The sequence below is a fragment of the Acinetobacter sp. GG23 genome (assembly GCF_057766365.1).
In genome coordinates this window covers 246,029-265,536 of record NZ_JBYMDJ010000001.1, presented here as the reverse complement: position 1 = coordinate 265,536, position 19,508 = coordinate 246,029, and the positions used below count along the sequence as shown (strand labels likewise).

Annotated in this window: 19 protein-coding genes and 1 pseudogene; 10 read left to right on the top strand and 10 right to left on the bottom strand. The window is 36.3% G+C overall.

What is annotated here, in order from left to right:
- Window positions 1–267: 267 nt before the first annotated feature.
- Window positions 268–750: a hypothetical protein gene (locus AC3CAU_RS01245; RefSeq protein ID WP_131218198.1), complete on the top strand. Its 483-nt coding sequence runs from the start codon at window positions 268–270 to the stop codon at window positions 748–750.
- Between the two features lie 78 nt (window positions 751–828).
- Here the strand turns inward: AC3CAU_RS01245 and accC are convergent, their stop codons facing one another.
- From accC to AC3CAU_RS01225, 4 genes and pseudogenes are all read right to left on the bottom strand, one after another.
- Window positions 829–2,196, bottom strand: a complete 1,368-nt coding sequence (gene accC, locus AC3CAU_RS01240; RefSeq protein ID WP_131218196.1) for an acetyl-CoA carboxylase biotin carboxylase subunit — start codon at window positions 2,194–2,196, stop codon at window positions 829–831.
- 18 nt (window positions 2,197–2,214) lie between these two features.
- Complete coding sequence (locus tag AC3CAU_RS01235) at window positions 2,215–2,628, bottom strand: acetyl-CoA carboxylase biotin carboxyl carrier protein (RefSeq protein ID WP_447053118.1); 414 nt, start codon at window positions 2,626–2,628, stop codon at window positions 2,215–2,217.
- Between the two features lie 16 nt (window positions 2,629–2,644).
- Entirely contained in the window at window positions 2,645–3,100 is a 456-nt protein-coding gene (gene aroQ, locus AC3CAU_RS01230; protein WP_447053117.1) for a type II 3-dehydroquinate dehydratase, read from the bottom strand.
- Between the two features lie 1,421 nt (window positions 3,101–4,521).
- Window positions 4,522–4,676, bottom strand: a pseudogene (locus AC3CAU_RS01225) (Y-family DNA polymerase); the annotation flags it as partial.
- A gap of 329 nt (window positions 4,677–5,005) precedes the next feature.
- Between AC3CAU_RS01225 and AC3CAU_RS01220 the strand changes: the two are divergent.
- Window positions 5,006–5,143 (top strand): hypothetical protein, encoded by a 138-nt coding sequence (locus AC3CAU_RS01220; protein WP_447053116.1) that lies wholly within the window; start codon window positions 5,006–5,008, stop codon window positions 5,141–5,143.
- 153 nt (window positions 5,144–5,296) lie between these two features.
- Here AC3CAU_RS01220 and AC3CAU_RS01215 read toward each other — a convergent pair whose 3' ends face one another.
- Window positions 5,297–5,905 carry a LexA family protein gene (locus AC3CAU_RS01215; protein ID WP_447053115.1) on the bottom strand — a complete coding sequence of 203 codons (609 nt, stop codon included), beginning with the start codon at window positions 5,903–5,905 and terminating at the stop codon, window positions 5,297–5,299.
- 125 nt (window positions 5,906–6,030) lie between these two features.
- Here AC3CAU_RS01215 and AC3CAU_RS01210 point away from each other — a divergent pair, with 125 nt between their 5' ends.
- From AC3CAU_RS01210 to AC3CAU_RS01180, 7 genes are all read left to right on the top strand, one after another.
- Complete coding sequence (locus AC3CAU_RS01210; protein ID WP_447053114.1) at window positions 6,031–6,387, top strand: immunity protein Imm33 domain-containing protein; 357 nt, start codon at window positions 6,031–6,033, stop codon at window positions 6,385–6,387.
- Window positions 6,388–6,703: 316 nt separating this feature from the next.
- A complete protein-coding gene (locus AC3CAU_RS01205; RefSeq protein WP_447053113.1) occupies window positions 6,704–6,961 on the top strand; it encodes a hypothetical protein in 258 nt (85 codons plus the stop codon).
- A 25-nt stretch (window positions 6,962–6,986) separates the two neighbouring features.
- Window positions 6,987–7,721 carry an ATPase gene (locus tag AC3CAU_RS01200; RefSeq protein WP_447053112.1) on the top strand — a complete coding sequence of 245 codons (735 nt, stop codon included), beginning with the start codon at window positions 6,987–6,989 and terminating at the stop codon, window positions 7,719–7,721.
- A 424-nt stretch (window positions 7,722–8,145) separates the two neighbouring features.
- A complete protein-coding gene (locus tag AC3CAU_RS01195; RefSeq protein WP_447053111.1) occupies window positions 8,146–8,562 on the top strand; it encodes a YeeE/YedE family protein in 417 nt (138 codons plus the stop codon).
- A gap of 1 nt (window position 8,563) precedes the next feature.
- A complete protein-coding gene (locus AC3CAU_RS01190; RefSeq protein ID WP_447053110.1) occupies window positions 8,564–8,986 on the top strand; it encodes a DUF6691 family protein in 423 nt (140 codons plus the stop codon).
- A complete protein-coding gene (locus tag AC3CAU_RS01185) occupies window positions 8,986–9,855 on the top strand; it encodes an MBL fold metallo-hydrolase (RefSeq protein ID WP_447054316.1) in 870 nt (289 codons plus the stop codon). The genes AC3CAU_RS01190 and AC3CAU_RS01185 overlap by 1 nt, the downstream gene beginning before the upstream one ends.
- Window positions 9,856–10,183: 328 nt before the next feature.
- Complete coding sequence (locus tag AC3CAU_RS01180) at window positions 10,184–10,948, top strand: alpha/beta fold hydrolase (RefSeq protein WP_447053109.1); 765 nt, start codon at window positions 10,184–10,186, stop codon at window positions 10,946–10,948.
- A 56-nt stretch (window positions 10,949–11,004) separates the two neighbouring features.
- Here AC3CAU_RS01180 and AC3CAU_RS01175 read toward each other — a convergent pair whose 3' ends face one another.
- The 5 genes from AC3CAU_RS01175 to tssH form a co-directional block, all read right to left on the bottom strand.
- Window positions 11,005–11,958, bottom strand: a complete 954-nt coding sequence (locus tag AC3CAU_RS01175; protein WP_447053108.1) for a M15 family metallopeptidase — start codon at window positions 11,956–11,958, stop codon at window positions 11,005–11,007.
- 439 nt (window positions 11,959–12,397) lie between these two features.
- Window positions 12,398–13,204, bottom strand: a complete 807-nt coding sequence (icmH, locus tag AC3CAU_RS01170; protein WP_447053107.1) for a type IVB secretion system protein IcmH/DotU — start codon at window positions 13,202–13,204, stop codon at window positions 12,398–12,400.
- Window positions 13,205–13,215: 11 nt separating this feature from the next.
- Window positions 13,216–14,580, bottom strand: coding sequence for a type VI secretion system baseplate subunit TssK (gene tssK, locus AC3CAU_RS01165; protein WP_447053106.1), 1,365 nt, complete (start codon window positions 14,578–14,580; stop codon window positions 13,216–13,218).
- Between the two features lie 5 nt (window positions 14,581–14,585).
- Complete coding sequence (tssA, locus tag AC3CAU_RS01160; protein ID WP_447053105.1) at window positions 14,586–15,704, bottom strand: type VI secretion system protein TssA; 1,119 nt, start codon at window positions 15,702–15,704, stop codon at window positions 14,586–14,588.
- Window positions 15,705–15,740: 36 nt separating this feature from the next.
- Window positions 15,741–18,419, bottom strand: a complete 2,679-nt coding sequence (tssH, locus tag AC3CAU_RS01155; RefSeq protein ID WP_447053104.1) for a type VI secretion system ATPase TssH — start codon at window positions 18,417–18,419, stop codon at window positions 15,741–15,743.
- A gap of 374 nt (window positions 18,420–18,793) precedes the next feature.
- Here tssH and AC3CAU_RS01150 point away from each other — a divergent pair, with 374 nt between their 5' ends.
- Window positions 18,794–19,495, top strand: coding sequence for a hypothetical protein (locus AC3CAU_RS01150; protein ID WP_447053103.1), 702 nt, complete (start codon window positions 18,794–18,796; stop codon window positions 19,493–19,495).
- Window positions 19,496–19,508 lie beyond the last annotated feature (13 nt).

Sequence of the window (19,508 nt, the reverse complement as noted above, 5' to 3'; positions counted from 1 at the left end):
ATGAGATAAGTATTACCTACCCAGAACAAGCTATAGATAATTCCATTAGGGGCAAAAATAGCGACGCTTTTAATGTTATTAGAAGTCAGTTTAAGTAGATCGTTATTATTCAATTTCATAATGAATAATTTAATATTTTCAAGTCGCTATCTTTCCATTTTTTAGATAAAAATGGGCAAGTATATTGTTGTAATATGGTGATAAATACTGGTTTTTCATAAAAATATGCTAAGTTATAGAAAGAGATTTTTAGCATTGAACTCCTGTATGAAAAACGCATATCTAACAATTTTACTTATATTATGCTCATCTGTAACGATGGCAAATGACAATAAAGCAGTTGTGGCAACAGAAGATGACACAGCTGAAACAGAAAGTTCAAATACTATTCGTATTGCAACTCGTCCTGAAATTGTTGGCCTATGGGGAATGCAAGTGGCCAATAATAAAAAATGTATTGAATACTATAATTTTAAAAGTAATAACAATGTCATCATAAAAAGTGGGCAAGAGTGGTCGTCAGGCATTTATGACTATCAGCCATCCCAAGAGGAACGTACTTTGTTACCTGCACTGGTTTTGCAAGTAAAGTATGATAATAATGAAAAAGATTGTTCGGGTCTTCAGGAAGATCAAACAGGCGAGATTTCTCAGTATTTTGTGCAATGGAAAAATCCATCAACAATTAATTTTTGTAGTAATGAAAAAGCAGAACAATGTTTTGCGACATTACGCCGTGTTTTACCGTAACAGCTAAAAACTAAAGAATAAAAGTAAAGAAATAAAAAACCGCTCATTAGGAGCGGTTTTTTATTTAAGAAGTTAGTATTAAGAGGCTTCTTTTTGCTGACCTTCTAATTTCTGAAGTAAATGCTTTTCAAGATAATGAATATCCATGGCTTGATCGCAAAATTTTTCATCTTGTAAGATCAGGTCTTTATGCAAAGGAATATTGGTCTTAATTCCCGTTAAGATCATTTCTTCTAATGCTTGTTTCATACGCGCAATACAAGTTTTACGATCTTTACCATGTGCAATGAGTTTGGCAATCATTGAGTCATAGTAAGGGGGAATGCTATAGCCTTGGTAGATGTGCGAATCCAAACGAATACCTGCACCACCTGGCGCATAATAATGTTCAATTTTTCCAGGAGATGGCAGGAAGTTAGTTGGATCTTCCGCATTAATACGGCATTCCATCGCATGACCATGACATTCAACATCGGCTTGTTCAATATTAAGACCAAGACCGCCTGCAATAAGCAGTTGCTGTTCAATAATGTCAATACCAGTTACCATTTCTGTCACTGGATGCTCAACCTGAACACGGGTATTCATTTCGATGAAGAAGAATTCACCATCTTCAAACAAGAACTCGAATGTACCGGCACCACGGTATTGCATAAGTTTACATGCATTAACACAAGCTTCTAAAATATCAGCGCGTGCCTGTTCCGGTAAGCCTGGAGCAGGTGCTTCTTCCAGTACTTTTTGATGGCGACGTTGTAAAGAACAGTCACGGTCAAAAAGATGGATCGCATGACCATTACCATCACCCAAAATCTGTACTTCAACATGCCGCGGCTTCTGCAAGAAGCGTTCCATGTACACGGTATCATCACCGAACCACATTTCTGCGTCACGCTGTGCTGCCTGAACAGATTCAAGTAAAGTGTCTACACGTTCAACAATACGCATACCACGACCACCACCACCTGATGCCGCTTTAACAATCAGCGGAAAGCCAATTTCTTTTGCTTCAGCAAGAGCATTGTGAATGGTTACAGCATGGTCACAGCCTGGAACGGTGGGTACACCTGCTTTTTTCATTGCAATAATGGCAGAAACCTTGTTCCCCATTAAGCGAATATGTTCTGGACGTGGTCCAATAAAGATAAAACCGGAATTTTCAACAATTTCTGCAAATTCGGCATTTTCAGACAAGAAGCCATAACCTGGGTGGATGGCATCTGCACCAGTAATTTCTGCAGCAGTAATAATTGCTGGAATGTTTAAATAGCTTTCACTACTTGAACCCGGACCAATACATACAGCTTCATCAACAAAGCGAAGGTGCATGAGGTCTTTATCGGCATCGGAATAAATACCAACGGTTTTAATTCCTAAAGTTTTGCAAGCCCGGGTAATGCGTAAAGCAATTTCACCACGGTTTGCAATTAATACCTTTTGCAACATTTATAAATCCCCGTGGTTTTACGCGCGATAGCGGAAAAGTGGTTGACCAAATTGAATGACTTCACCATTTTTAACTAGAACTTCTTCAACCACACCGCTTTGAGTTGCTTCAATTGGGTTCATGATTTTCATGGCTTCAATGATGCCTAGAGTGTCGCCAGCAGAGATGGTTTGACCCACTTTAACAAATGGTGGTTCGCCAGGGCTTTGTGCAGCATAGAACACACCAACCATCGGTGAATTTTCTACAGCGCCACGTGGAGTTTTAGCTATAGGAGCTGCTACAGCAGCAGGCATGGTTGGAACACCTGCCGCAACCACTGGATTGCGACGAGTTAAGGCAATGGATTGATCACCCTCTTTAACTTCTATCGCTTGTAAGTCAGATTCAATCATCAAGTCGATGAGTTTCTTGATTTTACGGATATCCATGAGACAGTATTCCTAATTATGATTGCGTAGAAAGTTGAATTTTTTCGATGGCGTAATTTAGTGCAGTGGCATAGCCTTGAGCACCTAAACCGCAAATTACGCCAACGGCTTTATCGGACAAATATGAATGATGTCTAAATGCCTCTCGAGCATGTACATTCGATAAATGAACCTCAATAAACGGGATTGCGACACCCAGAAGAGCATCACGTACTGCAACAGAGGTATGTGTCAATGCAGCAGGATTAATAATGATGAACTGTATGCCTTCTTGTTGGGCTTGATGAATTCGGTCCACAATTGCACCTTCCCAATTACTTTGGAAAGTGTCTAATGAAATAGATGCATTTTGAGCTTGTGAGATGAGCTTCTTATTAATATCTTCTAGGGTGAGATATCCATAAACTTCAGGTTCTCGCTTTCCTAACAAATTTAGATTCGGTCCATGAATAACCAAAATGGTCGAGCTCATTCAGCTTGCTCCAATTATAAGTCTGCAAATCCACCTTGCAAGATGTCAGCAAAGTTTGCGTATTATGGCATATATTTCCACATTGTTTTTATAAACTGTTTGAATCAATGCGGAAGCTATCTGTCAAAACTGAGCTATATAATGAAAACTTTGCAAGGAATTGGCAATGTTAAAAAATGACATTTTTTATAATTTTTTATAGTTATTACTATTTTTTACATTGTAAACCCAATTGACCAAAACAGTTCATTTATTTTGTATAACAGTTACTACTGAATCATTAATTATCAGAAGTTCCTGCCAGCAGGTAGTGTAGAGTGGAGATCGGTGATGTTACTTCATTTGCCATGCTTGACTGCTGCAATGCTAACCAACTTGTATATAGTCCGAACCGTATCGCTGCTTCATTTTTAATAAGGTTTTCATCAAATCCTCACGTTATTGAATCAATTCTGATGGCTGCCATAAGTCATGAATATATTGCTGCTTTGATTGTAACGTAGTAAATATAACCTCGAGTTTAACATGTTTTTTATTTTCCTTAATTAAAACATCTATTTACTTTAATTAAACGGGGTTTAAATTCAGGAAATCATCTGCTCCAGATTCCAAACCATAATACATGGGAAGCACTCTTTTTATAGGGATGAAGGGGTGTTTTTCCATACAGCATGACATGCACATATGCGCAAAGTTGCTGTTGTGCAGTTAAGCGTTTTATGAGCAATCTTTACATAGAAAGTAACCGCTTGTTTTATGATGCTCTTTTCACTTAAAACTAACTCAAAGCTACGGGAGGAAAGGATTCTTTTTGAAGCAATTGAAGGATCCTCCAGATCAATACAGGACTGACCTTTTAGCTCACGGATAGTCTGTGCAATGACTACTGAAAACTGCTTGGCAAGATGATGTTCATTGGCAAAAGTTAAGTCATAGCTATTATAAATTTTATAACCTTGAAGTTGCTTGCTGATTTTACGATCAATACCCCCGAATATCTGCTACCGGTCTTCCTTGAAGTAGGTTTTTATAACTACATATATGCCTATATAAATCTAAGTCGGATAAAAAGCAGACCAAATTAAAGAGAGTCTTTTTTTACAAAATGATTTGCTAGTTTGACTTTTTTGTAGAATGGTTATGTCAATTCCTATACAGCAGAGTAAACCAATTCATTAATCAAGGATGCTTATCAAATCATGGCAATGTTATCCAATGTCGAGGCTTTTTGCATACGGTATTAAACAGATAAATCATTCATCTATTTAAGGGGTAGTTGAGGTGCTATGGACATTTAATAAGCTAATGATTTAACTTCAAATTGAAAAATTTTTATGTCCATAGATAATCCCTAATTTGAGCTAGTAATTTAAGGAAAATACTTTTACCTGCCTGCAAAGCCTTTTTTCAATTTCATACTAAGCACTAGTCATTCCAATATTTAAAGTTTTATTACTACGTGAAACCACGCAGCCGTCGTTATTAGAGAGTACAACTACAGGTTTTCATTCTAAAGTGAATTAAATACGCGCTCACAGCAGACCCAATAATTATTAATATCTATTAAAGCAAACAATTATTGTTCCATTATTTTTAATCTTGATTTTGTAACTTTATCAAGTTAAAGATAAAGAGATGCTCAAAAACTCAAATTAAAAATTTGTGAATAATCAATAGGGGATTAGATAAGGAAGTTTAACCTCATGTAAGCTTCAGTGTAATTACAGTTAATAGCGTAAATAGGAGCAAGGCTTACTTACTACGAATCAATAAATTAATATTTTGAATATTACAATGAATTAACTCGATACAGTTTGGGGGTTGGTGAAACGGAAATATCCGCTAGATTAGTAAGAGTCGTAATTAGTACGGCATATCCCTAACAACTAAAGGATGGATATGGAAATGGCTAATCAACAACAACCTAATCAACAGAATGACAATCAACGTCAACAACAGCAAAACAACCCACAAAGTGACAAACAGCAACAACAGCAACAAGACAAACAGCAACAATCAAATCAACAGCATCAACAACGCTAAGGGTTAAACAAAAAGCCTCAAGGTTTTCTTGGGGCTTTTGTCTGTTTATAGACTTCTACAGCGAATGTAAAACTGAATACCGAGTGAATGGCTTTAATTTAAATATGAAAAAAGTGACTTTTATTTTTTATTTCTGCTCTGGTTAAACTTCCATTATCTTAATTTTTTTAAGATACAGGTCACAACTCCCCAAATAATCAACTGGTCTTCACTACGTAAATAAATATCAGGATATTCTGGATTTTCTGCTTTTAACCAGATCTTAAGTTCGGCATTTTTTTGTTTCTCTTTCATCAGTCGTTTTACGGTGAACTCATTATTGATTAAGGCTAAAACAATATCGCCGTGTTCTGCAGTTAAGCTGCGATCAATGAGAATCTGGTCATCTATATCTATCCCTGCATTTTCCATCGACAAAGAATTCACCCGTAATATGAATGTGCTAAGTGGGTTATGTATCAAGTATTCATTTAAGTCGATAAAGTTTTCTGTGTAATCCGGAACGCATGAGGAAAAACCTGCGTCATCAGATTCTAAAGGATAAGGAATATTTAACGGTGTTTGGATTTGAATTGGTTGGAGTGCAATATTCTTAATACGGTCATCTTCAGGCTTAGGGGTTAACCATGCCTTGATTTCCAACACTTTTGACTCTGGAACACGCATAACTACCGTTTTTTCTTGATATTGTGTTTTTCGCCCTGCATTTTTACGTCTGCCGCCGTGGCTATGTTCGATTATCATTATATCTTTAAGTTTCATTGTTGTTTCTTGAATTTGTAACCTTTTCAAGTTTAACAAAAAACACTGAAAATAAAAAGATTGCCTACCTATTTATGATCTAGGATAAAATGCACTATTCAGCTCAATTTACCAAGGTATAAGCCATGAACCAGAAATCTCCTTTAGAAGAATTAATTGCGGAACAAAAACTATTGTGTGAGGAATTTGACTCTGCTTATATCCAAGTCAGTGGGGATGATGTCGTTGCAGTTGCTGTAGAGACATTAAATCAGGAACCCATTGTCGGAATTCGTAAAAAGCCTGAAACTGAAGAAAATGTCGCTTGGTTTATCTATGGTGGGAAAATGGGAGAGGGCGAAGATTTTTTTCAAACCATGACTGTTCGAGAGTTACAGGATATTTTGCCCGAAGTTCTTCCGTACCTGGCTTTGGCTGAAGGTTTCCGCTTTATGATTGATCGTGAAGACTATGAAGATGTATGGAAAGAAGGCCAAGCTTAAGTAAGAATAACCGATCAAATTGATGATATGAGCCACTAAATAAGTGGCTTTTATTTTTTAAGCACCTAGATTTAAAAGTAACAGTATTTAAAATATGGATGAAGACTTTAATTCAATCCTTCTGCATGATTAAAGAATGACTAAAGCAATTCTGGTAAGTCAGTAAGTCACTTAGTCGTTCCAAATGAAACAGCGTGACTAAATTAAGAATCCATCTATCCACGCGTTACATTTCTATGTTGGTGTATAAATAGACAATTATTTGTACTATGTTAATATGAGATAGAAATATACCTTGTGTAACGGGAGTTGTTCCATGACAGCTTATACCATCATGAAAGCAGGCAAATATGAGGATGATATGATTCCTAAACTTGCTATACATGCATTTCGTCATGCCTTTGACAAAGCATGTGCGGTCGCGACAGTGGTTTATGCAAAAGAGCAGCAACTGCTACAACGCGAAGTGAATGGACAGGAAACCGTGCTTCAAGACTTGTCTAAGGCTTATGTGAGCGTTAATGATCTTCCTAAAGTGTTAAAACGCAAGAGAACCCAAGAGGCAGCTGTATAATTTAATGCCTCAACCAAGAATAAGGATGTTTGCCGGTCCCAACGGATCTGGAAAAAGTACAGTCAAAGAATATTTATTGCCCCATCATATTGGGGCTTATTTAAATGCCGACGAATTAGAACAAAACCTTAAGCATAGCCATCAACTCGATTTGATGACTTATCATCCTGCTTTACAAGCACAAGATCTTATTGATTTTCTAAAACAGAAAAAACGTCCTACTGCGGGACAGCTGGTTTCGTTGCTAAAAATGGAACCGGTGATATTAGATGATTGTAATATTATTCAGTTTGACCCATCAGAAATAGACTCCTATCTCTGCGCGCGTATCATTGATTATATTCGTTTAGAATTTTTACGCTTAAAGATTAGTTTTACTTTTGAAACGGTGATGTCGCATATTTCTAAAGTAGAGTTTTTACAAGAAGCAAAGCGGCAGGGTTTTAGAACCTATTTGTATTATGTATCGACTGTCGATCCGATAATTAATATTGCTCGAGTCAAGTATCGGGTCAGTGTCGGTGGCCATCCTGTACCTGACAAAAAGATTGTGGAACGTTATTACCGTAGTATGGATTTACTTATGCAGGCTGTAGATGCCAGTGATCGAACCTATTTATTTGATAACTCTTCTAATGGGGAAAAGGCAGCGTTTATTGCAGAAATTCAATCGGCAGAAACTTTAAAAATGAATCCTGAGGTTCAGCAATTGCCATGGTGGTTTGCAGACAAGGTTTTGAAAAATTTCACTGAAGAATAAAAGACTAAAAATAAAAGACTGTATATATATCAATAAGCTTTTGAGTAGAACTGGCAAGAAATTAATGAACAAAGGTCTGACAAATCATCTGATCCCAAGAGATATAACAAGCCAGGGTATTGATTAATAGCTTAAGGAAGCTAAGGGTGCACTCTATCTGGACTGTTAAAAAAAATTTGAAATAAATCAAACAAGACTTAAACGTTATCTCATAGTGCATACGCCATGGATTAGATATAATAATTCAGTATAAAAATGTCGATCGATGGATTTTTAATTTCCAAAGACTACTGTTGAAACTCAACTGCATTGTTAAATGATCTCGATAAAATAAACCTTTCAATTCATTATCCACAAAATTCCCTTAGTTGATATATTTTAAAATATATTATATAAATATATATTGTTTTTTGGAGCAGCGATTATGCATGACTTTCTACTCGCATTTCTCGGTGGGATTCTGCTCGGTCTATCTGTAGTGGGATACCTATATGTGAATGGCCGTATTGCTGGGGTAAGCGGCTTAATTGCGCAAGTATTAAGCCCCCAAACTCTCTTCAAAACGCCTGCCTTATGGTTTTTGCTAGGACTGTTCGTCGTGCCATTTTTCTATGGCATGGTTCAAACTCCCAATATTGTATTGGAGGCTAGCCCGATGATGATGATCATTGCTGGCTTGTTGGTTGGCTTTGGTACGCGTATGGGTTCTGGCTGTACCAGTGGGCATGGCATTTGTGGCATAAGCCGCCTGTCTAAACGTTCGATTGTAGCAACCATAACTTTTATGTTTGCAGGTTTTGTAACGGTTTATATTCTTCGCCATATCACAGGAGCATTCTGATATGAAAAATATATGGGCTTTTGTATTTGGCGGATTGTTTTCGATTGGTTTAATGCTTTCAGGCATGTCTAATCCTAAGAAAGTATTAGATTTTCTAGATTTTTTTGGTCAATGGGATCCAAGTCTTGCATTTGTCATGTTAGGCGCAATCGCCGTGGCATTTATTCCGTTTCAAAAAGCGATACATCAACAGACTCCAAAAACAGTTTATGGTGATGCCATTGATTTACCTAAAAATAATAAGATAGATTCTCATTTGCTGATAGGGAGCTTAATCTTTGGAATCGGTTGGGGGATTGCAGGAATTTGTCCTGCACCCAGCTTGACTTTAATCGGCTTAGGACACTACCAAGTGATTTACTTTATTATTGCGATGTTTATCGGTATGTTGCTTCAGCGCCAATTGATGGGAAAACATTTATGATGCAATATCCACACGTTCAGCATTTTTTTGATCAGCAGACCAATACCTTTAGTTATGTGGTGACAGACCCTGTCAGCCAGCGTTGTGCCATTATTGATAGTGTTTTGGATTACGATGCGCCTTCAGCAACCACCAAAACCACACAGGCTGATTTAATAATCAAATATGTTCGTCAAAATAGCCTAAGCGTAGAATGGATTTTAGAAACCCATGTACATGCTGACCATCTCACAGCATCTCAATATCTAAAAGAGCAATTAGGTGGAAAAATCGCAATGAGCAAGAAGATTGCCATTGTACAAGAGAGTTTTAGTGCAATTTATAATCTGGATATGAAACACTTTAATTCGAGCCAAATTTTTGATCATCTTTTTGAAGATGGAGAACAGTTTCAAATAGGGGGGGTGGCAGCGTATAACATCCCCACTCCAGGACATACACCTGCGTGCTTAAGCTATGTAATCGGAAATGCTGTGTTCGTAGGTGATACCTTGTTTATGCCAGACTATGGAACAGCACGTTGTGATTTCCCCGAGGGTAGTTCCGAGACTTTGTTTGATTCAGTGCAAAAACTATATCAGTTAGATGAAAAGTTCCGGGTTTTTCTGTGTCATGATTATTTACCTACAGGCAGAGAAGAATATCAAAGTGAAAGCAGTATTCAAGAACAGAAAAAAAACAATATTCATCTGAATGAGCATACAGGCAAAACAGAATTCGTAGAGATGCGAAACCGCCGTGATGCAACACTTTCAATGCCTAAGCTAATTTTACCTGCAATTCAGATCAATATGGACGGGGGGAGATTTCCTGAACCAGAAGCAAACGGTATTCGCTACTTAAAATTACCTTTGAATTATTTTAAATAGCTCAAGAGTGGAGCAGATTTAAAACAGTTAATGCATAGATGGACTCGGTAATAGCGGGTTTTATAGCAGCTTATTTTAGAATATAGCCTAAGTAAATATTATAATTAATCTTATAAATATTTGTTTTTGATTATTTATTTATGAGTACGTAAAGACGGTTTGCCATATTTAAATACTATTAAAACGTAAAATGTTGAATAATAAACAACATTTTTGATATTCTATAAATAGCCTAAGCAAAAAAAATAAGTTTTCAAAAAATGACAATTGATTAAATCTCAATTATCATCAAAAATAATTACAACTAAAAGTGTTATAAAAGATATTTATGATTTTAAATTACCAAATTCATCTAAATGAAACCACTTCAATAAAACCCCCTCTTATATTTATACATGGTCTGTTTGGAAGTTTAAGTAATTTGGGTATGTTAGCGCGTACATTTTATGAATCACACTCGGTTGTTCAAATTGATGTACGTAATCATGGACATTCAACACATTCACTAGAAATGAATTATGCGGATATGGCACAGGATATTTTAAATACTATAGATTCTTTAAATATTTCAAAATTTTCTGCTATTGGTCACTCAATGGGTGGAAAAATTGCCATGCAATTGGCGAATAGAGCAGGTGAGCGATTAGAACAATTGGTTATTCTGGATATTGCACCCTTTGCTTATACGGAAAATCATCATGATCAAATTTTTAAAGCATTATTTGCTGTACAAAATGCCAAGGCTGAAAACCGACAACAAGCAACTCAAATCATGCGTGAATATTTAAATGAAGAAATGGTTATTCAGTTTTTAATGAAATCATTTAGCCAAGGGCAGTGGCTATTTAATGTTGAAGCCTTATTTAACCATTATTCAGATATTCTAAGTTGGGAAACTATTCAGCCATGGCAAAAACAGGCACTATTTATTCGTGGTGATAAATCTGCCTATATAAGTAAAGCTCAACATTTCAATGCAATTCAACAGCAATTTCCAAATGCCACAATTAAGATGATAGAAGGTGCAGGGCATTGGTTACATGCAGAAAAACCTCAGCAAGTACTTGATGAAATTAATCAATATTTAAACTAAATTAAAGTATTAACAGTAACAGCTCAATGAAAAAATTGAGCTATTACTTAAAGTGATTAATTTATATGATTTGTCAATAAATTTCCTTCAGAAGTTAATTGCTCTGCCATTTCAGCTGTTTTTCTGAGCCCTGGTATACGATACTCCGTATGTCCATAATCCTGAATCGACTTCCAGCGGCCACCCCAAGTTAAACCAACCGATTCTGCAACTACTCCATATAATTGGTAGCCTTGCATTGCCCATGGATCACGTTCAGAAATAACAACTTTTCTACTTCTCTTAAATGCAACATCGGCAGCTAAACCAAATTGGTGATAGCTTTGAAAACCTCTGGCACGGGTAATATTACTATTTCCAGCCAAGGTGTTCTGACGTTCAGGACTGCGATAGCCCTCTAATAAAACCATTTCATATCCATGACGTTCTTGCATGATTTTAAACACCATCAGTAAACGCTGTTTATAACGCGGATTCATTTTATGCCATTTTCGATCAGCTGATGCAAGATCACCATGTGAATATTGCATATGTACATTTGCAACATTTGGGTTAAACACTTCTGCCAGAATAGTAGTCTGAATAGATTCAATATTTGTCGCAGCAATAATGGCTTCTTCAATTAATGATTCTTCCACTTCTGGTGGTGATGAAAGCATCTGCCCATCCAGCAAGGCATAAATTTGAGGATCTGCTTCTCTTAAATAATCCGCTTCGATTTTTGTTGGATTAATCGGTCGCGTAAAAGTAAAAATCAAGATACTGGCGAATAGAAAAAAACCTGAAACCAGAATCCACCATTGTTGTAAATGCCAATGTGACTGGATCTGCTCAGGTGCAGCAGCCTGATTTAACTGTAGAGCAAATTGCTTTGCAAAATTAAATTGTTTCTTACTTTGAGGAATAACACCCAAAAAAAATTGTTGTACTTTGTCCCGCAACTCATAGGAGGATAGGAATGCTAGACTACAAGAAACTAAGATGAATCCAATAAGAATAATGATACTCATGGAGACACGGCGGTTTGTTTAGATACTAATGGAATTTTATTTAGGCTTTTTACCATAGACCTTAGCTGATTCTGATGTATAAATACATTACTTAAATCATCCTCTTGGAGTTGAGGAAATTCAACAGGAGATTCCTTACCCTGCATAGGCTGATTGATTTGAATATTGGGTGAAGTGACATGGATTTCTAACCCTTTAGCGAGCTGCTGTTTCTTTTTTAAGAGAGTTTTTTCTGAATAGTGGGTATTAATAGGTCTCAAGTTTCGCTCAATTTCATTTTAAATTAAAGTATTTAAATACGCATAGCCCACAATCGAGCTAAAAACTAACCCATTACAAAAACCTAAAATCAATAAAATATCGGTGCATGGATTATTGTTGTTAAGTATTTAATATTATTAAATAAATTTATTTATTTGTTCGCCATTTTTATATTTCCTTAGGGTAAATGTATGGTGATATATGCCTGTTCAGCAGGTGAGCTAATAATATTCTGATAGCCTGCTAATGCTTTATTATTTTGATGTGAAAGCATAAAATTTAAACCAATAAATGACGATAAGGCAAAAATCGCTAAAAAGATTAAAATTCCAAAAAACGGTAATTCACGATGAATAATATGTTTGATTTGGTCAGGTAAACCTGAAAAAGGGGAGAAAGATGCTTTTTTTCCTTTCAGGAAGTCGATTTCATCTGCGACACGTGCGACCAGATGATTTAAATTTTGTATAGACTCGATTCGAAATTTGCCATGAAAACCGAGCAACATGCAATAGTGAAATACTTCTAACGCTGCAAGTCTTTCTTTACCACAGCTACGGAGCAATTCTAAGATTTCAAAAAAACGATAACCCGCAAGTTGCGAACCAAAAAGACTTAACTGTAAAGGACTAATCATCCAAGTGTTTTGCAAATCAAAAAACTGAACATCTTGTTGGGTTACAATCGTTTCATCCAGCAATGCACAATAAGCATATTTTGCATCATGAATATCATCCGCTGAAAATTGCAGTTTTTTTGCCTGATTTTCAAAGCGGTTTAAAAGATTTAAAATTTTATCCCGAAACTCATCTGCATTAGAAGGGATATATTGGTTCTTCAGTAAAAAAACGATATAGAAAGCATCATGTAATAGATCAACAAGATTAGTCGTACTGCTAGCTTTGAATTGAATTGTGGTTGAGTTAGAACCTAGGCCTATTTGTCCATCATCAAAAAGTGAAGGCGCATTATCATTTAGATTCATCTGAATCCTCCTTAGCTCTTCATTACTGCAATCAGTTCAATCGAAATATCCTGAAAACCTGCAGGAATATAAATACAGATTGATTCAGCATCGAGCATCCGTTTATATAGGTCATTGTTCGGTTCAATTTCAAAATAACTTACACCAGAACGTACCGGAATTGCGGTTGGAACCTGCATTAAGTGATGTAAAGGAATAACTGGAAGTGCGGCAATAACGCGTTGTTCAACATCGCGAGAATTACCTACTTTAAAACGCAGCGGGACGAGCTTTACCAGTTCATGGGTTTGCATCATGCCACTTGAAACTGCAATATAAAGTCGCGTGTCACGCGTAATTTTGTCGGATTCAAAACTCCCTATCCAATAAGATGGTCGAGCTTCTTTCAACGCGATACTGAGATAGCGATTTGAAATAATTGTGTCCAGCAAATCACGTAAAATCACATCGAGTTGATAAAAGCTCTCTTGTAACTGATGATGCTTATACTGCGGTAATTGATCAACTTCATATGCTGTTGAAAAGGTAAGTAATGATCCGGTTAAACGCAATAATTCAAAAAACAATCGTTCCGGGTGGCTATGTGGATACTGCAAGAGATGATTTAAAGTAGTATATGCGGTATTTAAGGCATTGACTAACCAAAAAGAGACAATATCGCCTGAACGGAATTCAATCAGTTTTTGTTCGTTTTCACGATTATTGCTTTGAATGGTTTTTATCTTGGCTTTAATTATATTTAAGGTACGTTTTAATCCTGAAATCAGCGTTTTACATGCGTCAATATGCAAGATTGGTGGAATAAACTTGTGATCGAGTTCAAAATTTCCAGAACTTTGACGTTTAACTTTAGCCACAGGTAAATATAAAAAGCCATCCAGTTCATGGTTAGGCTCAATACCGAATTCAAATAATTTAAATTCCGCACGGCGTCGTAATAAAGTGATATCTGCTACGCTTGCATCAGTAAATAAATCATGTGTTTCGCTAAGATGTGAATGATAACGGCTTAGTTGGGTACTCTCCTCAAAAGAGACATTGCGTTTATTAGGTTGAATAATCGGTAAGGCCAAATAGACTGTCATTTCACCACGTAAACTTAACTCATTCAGTTGAATCGGTTGTGGTAATAAGTCACGTGCAGGTGCGTGGTAAATATCACCATCTTGCCAAATCATATTCACTTTTTCTAAAGCCAAGACATGAGTGCTTAATTGTACTTCATCAAACTGGATGGATTGCACACCATAAGCAAAAGGAATAGTCGAGCGAATGGTATGATTTAAGCGCTGTTCATGATAGGCATCTTGTAATTGAAAATGTTGTGGGCGTAAAAATAAGCCTTCGCCCCAAAGAATTTTTTCTGCTTTAAACATGTAATTTACCAATTATTATTTGTTTCATGATTATTTTTTTGTACACCTAAAAGCTCATGTACAGTTTCTAAAGGATTTTCATTTTTTATGACTTGGCTTAGCCATTCATGTAATGGCATCTGACTCCACTTTATGGTTTTTTGCAGCATATAGCTGACTGGACTATGCGGTTCATTGGCCTGAAAATAATCTACGAGGTCTTGTAGAACTTGCATGGCGTGTTCACGATTTGCCACATGATTTTGAGCTTGGGGTTGAAATTTTTGTGGATGCGTTGTGGATGCAATTTCAATGGATGAATGAATAGCTTCAGGTGAAATTTTTATTCCTGCTATAGTATTTGGCTGACTCATTGCTACTAATGGTAATTCGAAAGCCTCTGTTTTATATATTTTTCTCAGACTGTTATGAACTGATTCCATTTGCATATCAATTGCCGCAAAACTTGGTGCATCTAAACCTAGTAGACCATCCAGCACATTTTTTAAAATATTCCACTGCTTCAAAATTTCTAAAAAATTCTGATAGTTTTGATATTGAAAAGATTGAGTTGTGTTGATGAGTGCCTGTTCAAATTGCTCAAGTGACAATTTTTCTTGCACCTTTTCATTATCTTCAGGTTGTTTACGGCGTAAATTTTGTTGGTGCAATAAGCCGTCATAATCCATTAAAGAATAAAAAGGTGACACATTCACCACGGGGGTGTTTTTGATTAGCGCTGGCAGTTGATTAATCAGTCCCTGCAGCAACCCCAGACGTTGATCCAAATCATCATCGTCAATTTTTGGATGTAATAACATCCAGAAATCATTTAAGCTACGTTGTATCAGCTCTAGACCTTTGGCTATGCCTTCAAAACCATATAGGTTTGACCATGCCTCAATCAACCAGCTATATAACCGAATATCTTTCGTTTTCTCAGTCAGTAATTCAGTTGATTTGGAATTTACAAAAATCCAGTCCGCCTGTTTAGGTTCAGCAATCCAATCACCCTGATCTAATAATGGATCATCCTGAGTTTTTGCTTTCTTAATGGCATGAAACTCATTTGAAAATGAACAATCCATCCCGCACGGGGCTTCATCTGAAATTGCTTTTAATAATACTTCGAGTTCTAAACTCATGTTATGCCTTTTATTTTTTTAAAAAGTTTTTATAAATTATGCTTCTGTAGCTTTGGTCTTTTTTGTTCGTTTTTTTGTGGTTTTCGCAACAGGATCAAGCTGATAAATAATTTCTCCATCCTGAACATCAATATAGATTTGCTTTGGTAATTTTTGTTCTGCTAAGCAAACTAAAATGTGTGTGGCTAAGGCAGGTAATATCGAAGAATTAAGAATATTATCTACATTGCGTGCGCCACTGTCTACTTCGGTGCAACGGCTAAGCAGTAATTCAATCAAGTCTTCACTGTAGGTAACTTTAGTTGCGTATTGTTGTTCTAAACGTGCAACAATTTTCCCCAATTTATACTTAATGATCCGTAGCAGTAATTCATCATGCAGAGGGAAGTAAGGTACAACACGTGTACGACCTAGAAATGCAGGTTTAAACTGTTTATATAAACTAGGTTTTATTTGAGCTGTTAATTCTTCTGCCTCAGGCCATTCAGTAACAGGTAAGTTCAAGCAGGCTTGCATGATGGCATTGGAACCTGCATTGGACGTTAAAAGAATAGTGGTATTTTTAAAATCAATTAAACGACCTTCACCATCTTCAAGCATGCCTTTATCAAAAACCTGATAGAACAATTCCTGAACATCACTATGTGCCTTTTCAATTTCATCTAACAAGACAACGCTATAGGGATTATGGCGTACCGCTTCAGTTAAAATACCCCCTTGACCATATCCGACATAGCCGGGAGGAGCACCTTTAAGCGATGAAACGGTATGCGCTTCCTGGTATTCAGACATATTGATAGTAATCAGATGAGATTCACCCCCATATAATTCATTAGCAAGGGCAAGTGCAGTTTCAGTTTTCCCTACACCACTTGGACCCACCAATAAAAATACCCCTTGCGGCTTATTTGGATCTTCGAGTTTTGCTTTCGAAGTTTTGATGCCCTGAACCAGTTGCTGCAATGCATAATCTTGCCCCATGATGCGTTCAGCCAACTTGCCTTCTAAAGTCAGAATCTGCTTAATTTCATTATTGACCATTTTTCCTACAGGAATACCCGTCCAATCCGAAATAATTTCATTGATTATTTGTGCATTTACACGTTCATAAACCAAGGGGAATGTTCCTTGAATGTCAGCCAATTGCTGACGAAGGGCAGTGATAACGCCTTTGTTTTGATCTACGGGTTTATGAGACTGTTCTTGTTGTTCTAGAGATTGAATCTGTTGAACAAAGTTAAGTTCAGCTTGCCATTGTTGTTCTGTAGCTTTAATTTCAGATTCAAGTAATTCAATTTTCTGACGTAATGCTTCTAAACGTTCATGATGAATAGGTAGGTGCTTATGTTCATTTTCTAGAATTTCACGCTCCAAATTTAAATTATGTTGTTGTGCTTTGAGCTGGTCTAGCTTGACTGGTTGAGCATTCTGCGTGAGTGCAACACGAGCGGCTGCAGTATCAAGTACGCTAATCGCTTTATCCGGAAGGTGACGTCCACTGATATATCGATGAGAGGAGTGTACTGCCGTCACAATCGCTTCATCTTCAATCTGCAAATTAAAATGCTTTGCCATAACAGGAATCATGGCACGAAGCATATCTATTGCGACAGCTGTCGCTGGTTCTTCCACTTTGACAACCTGAAAGCGACGACTTAATGCAGCATCTTTTTCAAAATATTGCTTATATTCAGTCCAAGTGGTTGCAGCGATAGTTCGTAATTCACCACGAGCCAAAGCGGGTTTGAGTAAATTTGCAGCATCATTTTGACCCGCTTGACCACCTGCACCAATTAAGGTGTGTGCTTCATCAATAAATAGAATAATTTGGCAGCTTGAGCTTTGAACTTCCTGAATGACTTGTTTTAATCGATTTTCAAACTCCCCTTTAACGCTCGCACCTGCTTGTAATAACCCCATATCAAGCACATGCAAATGGACATTTTTTAGAGCATCAGGAACCTGATTGTTGGCTATTTTTAGGGCTAAACCTTCAACAACTGCAGTTTTTCCAACTCCAGGCTCCCCTGTTAAAATCGGATTGTTTTGACGACGGCGCATTAAAATATCAAGCATCAAGCGAATTTCAAACTCGCGACCAATGACGGGGTCAATCGCACCATTTTTTGCTTTTTCCGTTAAGTTAATGGTGTACTGATCCAGAGCAGGGGTTTTTAATACTGGCTCGGATTGCTGCTTTGTTTTTATTGTATCTTGCTGATCTCCATTTTGTTCATTCTTACATTCAATACTGTGTGAACATATATCTAAAAACTTATGTTTTATGGTATCCAAAGGGAACAACTCAAATAAACTGGAAGCGCGAACTGCAATTTGATAAAGATCCGGCCCAGTCAACAATGCAATCAGTAAATGCCCACTACGAATGAGTGGTTTTTGTTCTGCTGAGGCCAACAACCAGGCTTGTTCTAATAGACGTATAATTGATTTTGCAAAAATAGGGGTTCGTGTATTGCCTTTAGGTAAATGTGAAATACTTTCTTTTAAATCATTAATTAAACGATCAGCCGAGATTTTGTATTTTTCTAATAACCACTGTAAATCATTTTTTGAATTATTCTGTAGAAGTTCTAAAAAGAAATGTTCAATTTCTATTTCATAATTTTGTTGAGAAATACACATATTGGCTGATTTTTCCAAGGCTAAACGGGCACCAGAAGATAGTTTTGTAATTAAAATTTTTAAATTATTCATATGTTACTCAACATGTTAAAAGAACAATCAGTTTTTATTTTTATCTCAATACTGAATTGATCGGATTTTATTTTTATAAATTTATATTAAAAACAATAGCTTATTTTTTATTGGTTAAAGCATCTGACACATTCTACACATTTCTTTCGAAATATTAAAAAATATTTGATAAAAATTAGTCTCTTTTACATAAATAGACAATAAAAATGATAAAAGCATCATTTTTTGTTAATTACCTGTTGACTTTAAGTGGTTATTTTTTGTTAAATTCGCAACGTTGATTTGAAATTATAAAAATTAAACTAAAATGAGAAAATCGCGGAATATGATTTAACTCAGCTAAACAATAAAATTAGAATAATTAGAGGCATCTTTTGAATAAAAATATATTTTTTATCCCCTTGATTGTAATGATCTCGGTGAGTCAATTAACTTTTGCTGATGAAAAGCCAGTCGAGCTAAAAAAAGGGTGTATGAAAGATTATCCTTTAGTTATTGGCGAAACTGACCCAAACTTACTCAATATCTATAGCCAAATATGCGATAAAAAGAATAAGAAAAATATTGCCTTGCAAAATGAATTATTAATTCAAGCTGCACAAAAATATCAACAACTTGGAAAGAATCTAAAAGCATTACAGCTCATAGAAAGTTTAGGTCAACAAAATGTTCAACGTACTGCACTGACGGATATTGCTTTTCTTGCAGGAGTGGGTATTGCTGAGAGTTCTTTGCAGCATATGCGTTCTAATGAAATGCGTTATTTAAGTGCGCAAACGACTTATCCTGCAGCGAAAAAACTGTCTGAAAGTATTTATACCTCACTACCTGAACCTGACACATCTGATGCTAAAGCAATCACGGAGGCATCTATTAAACAAAAAAGATTAACTAAAACTGTTTCATTAAATCGTTCAGGCAATAAGACAACACGAATAGACCGCGCAAAAAATATTAATGTTCATCCAACACCAATAAAAGCAAGCACCAGAAAGACAATAGTAATGATAAAACCACAAAGCGGTAATACAGCAGCTTCTGGTTCAAGTCCTTTTGCTTCATTTAATAAGAACTAAAATAGGGAAATAT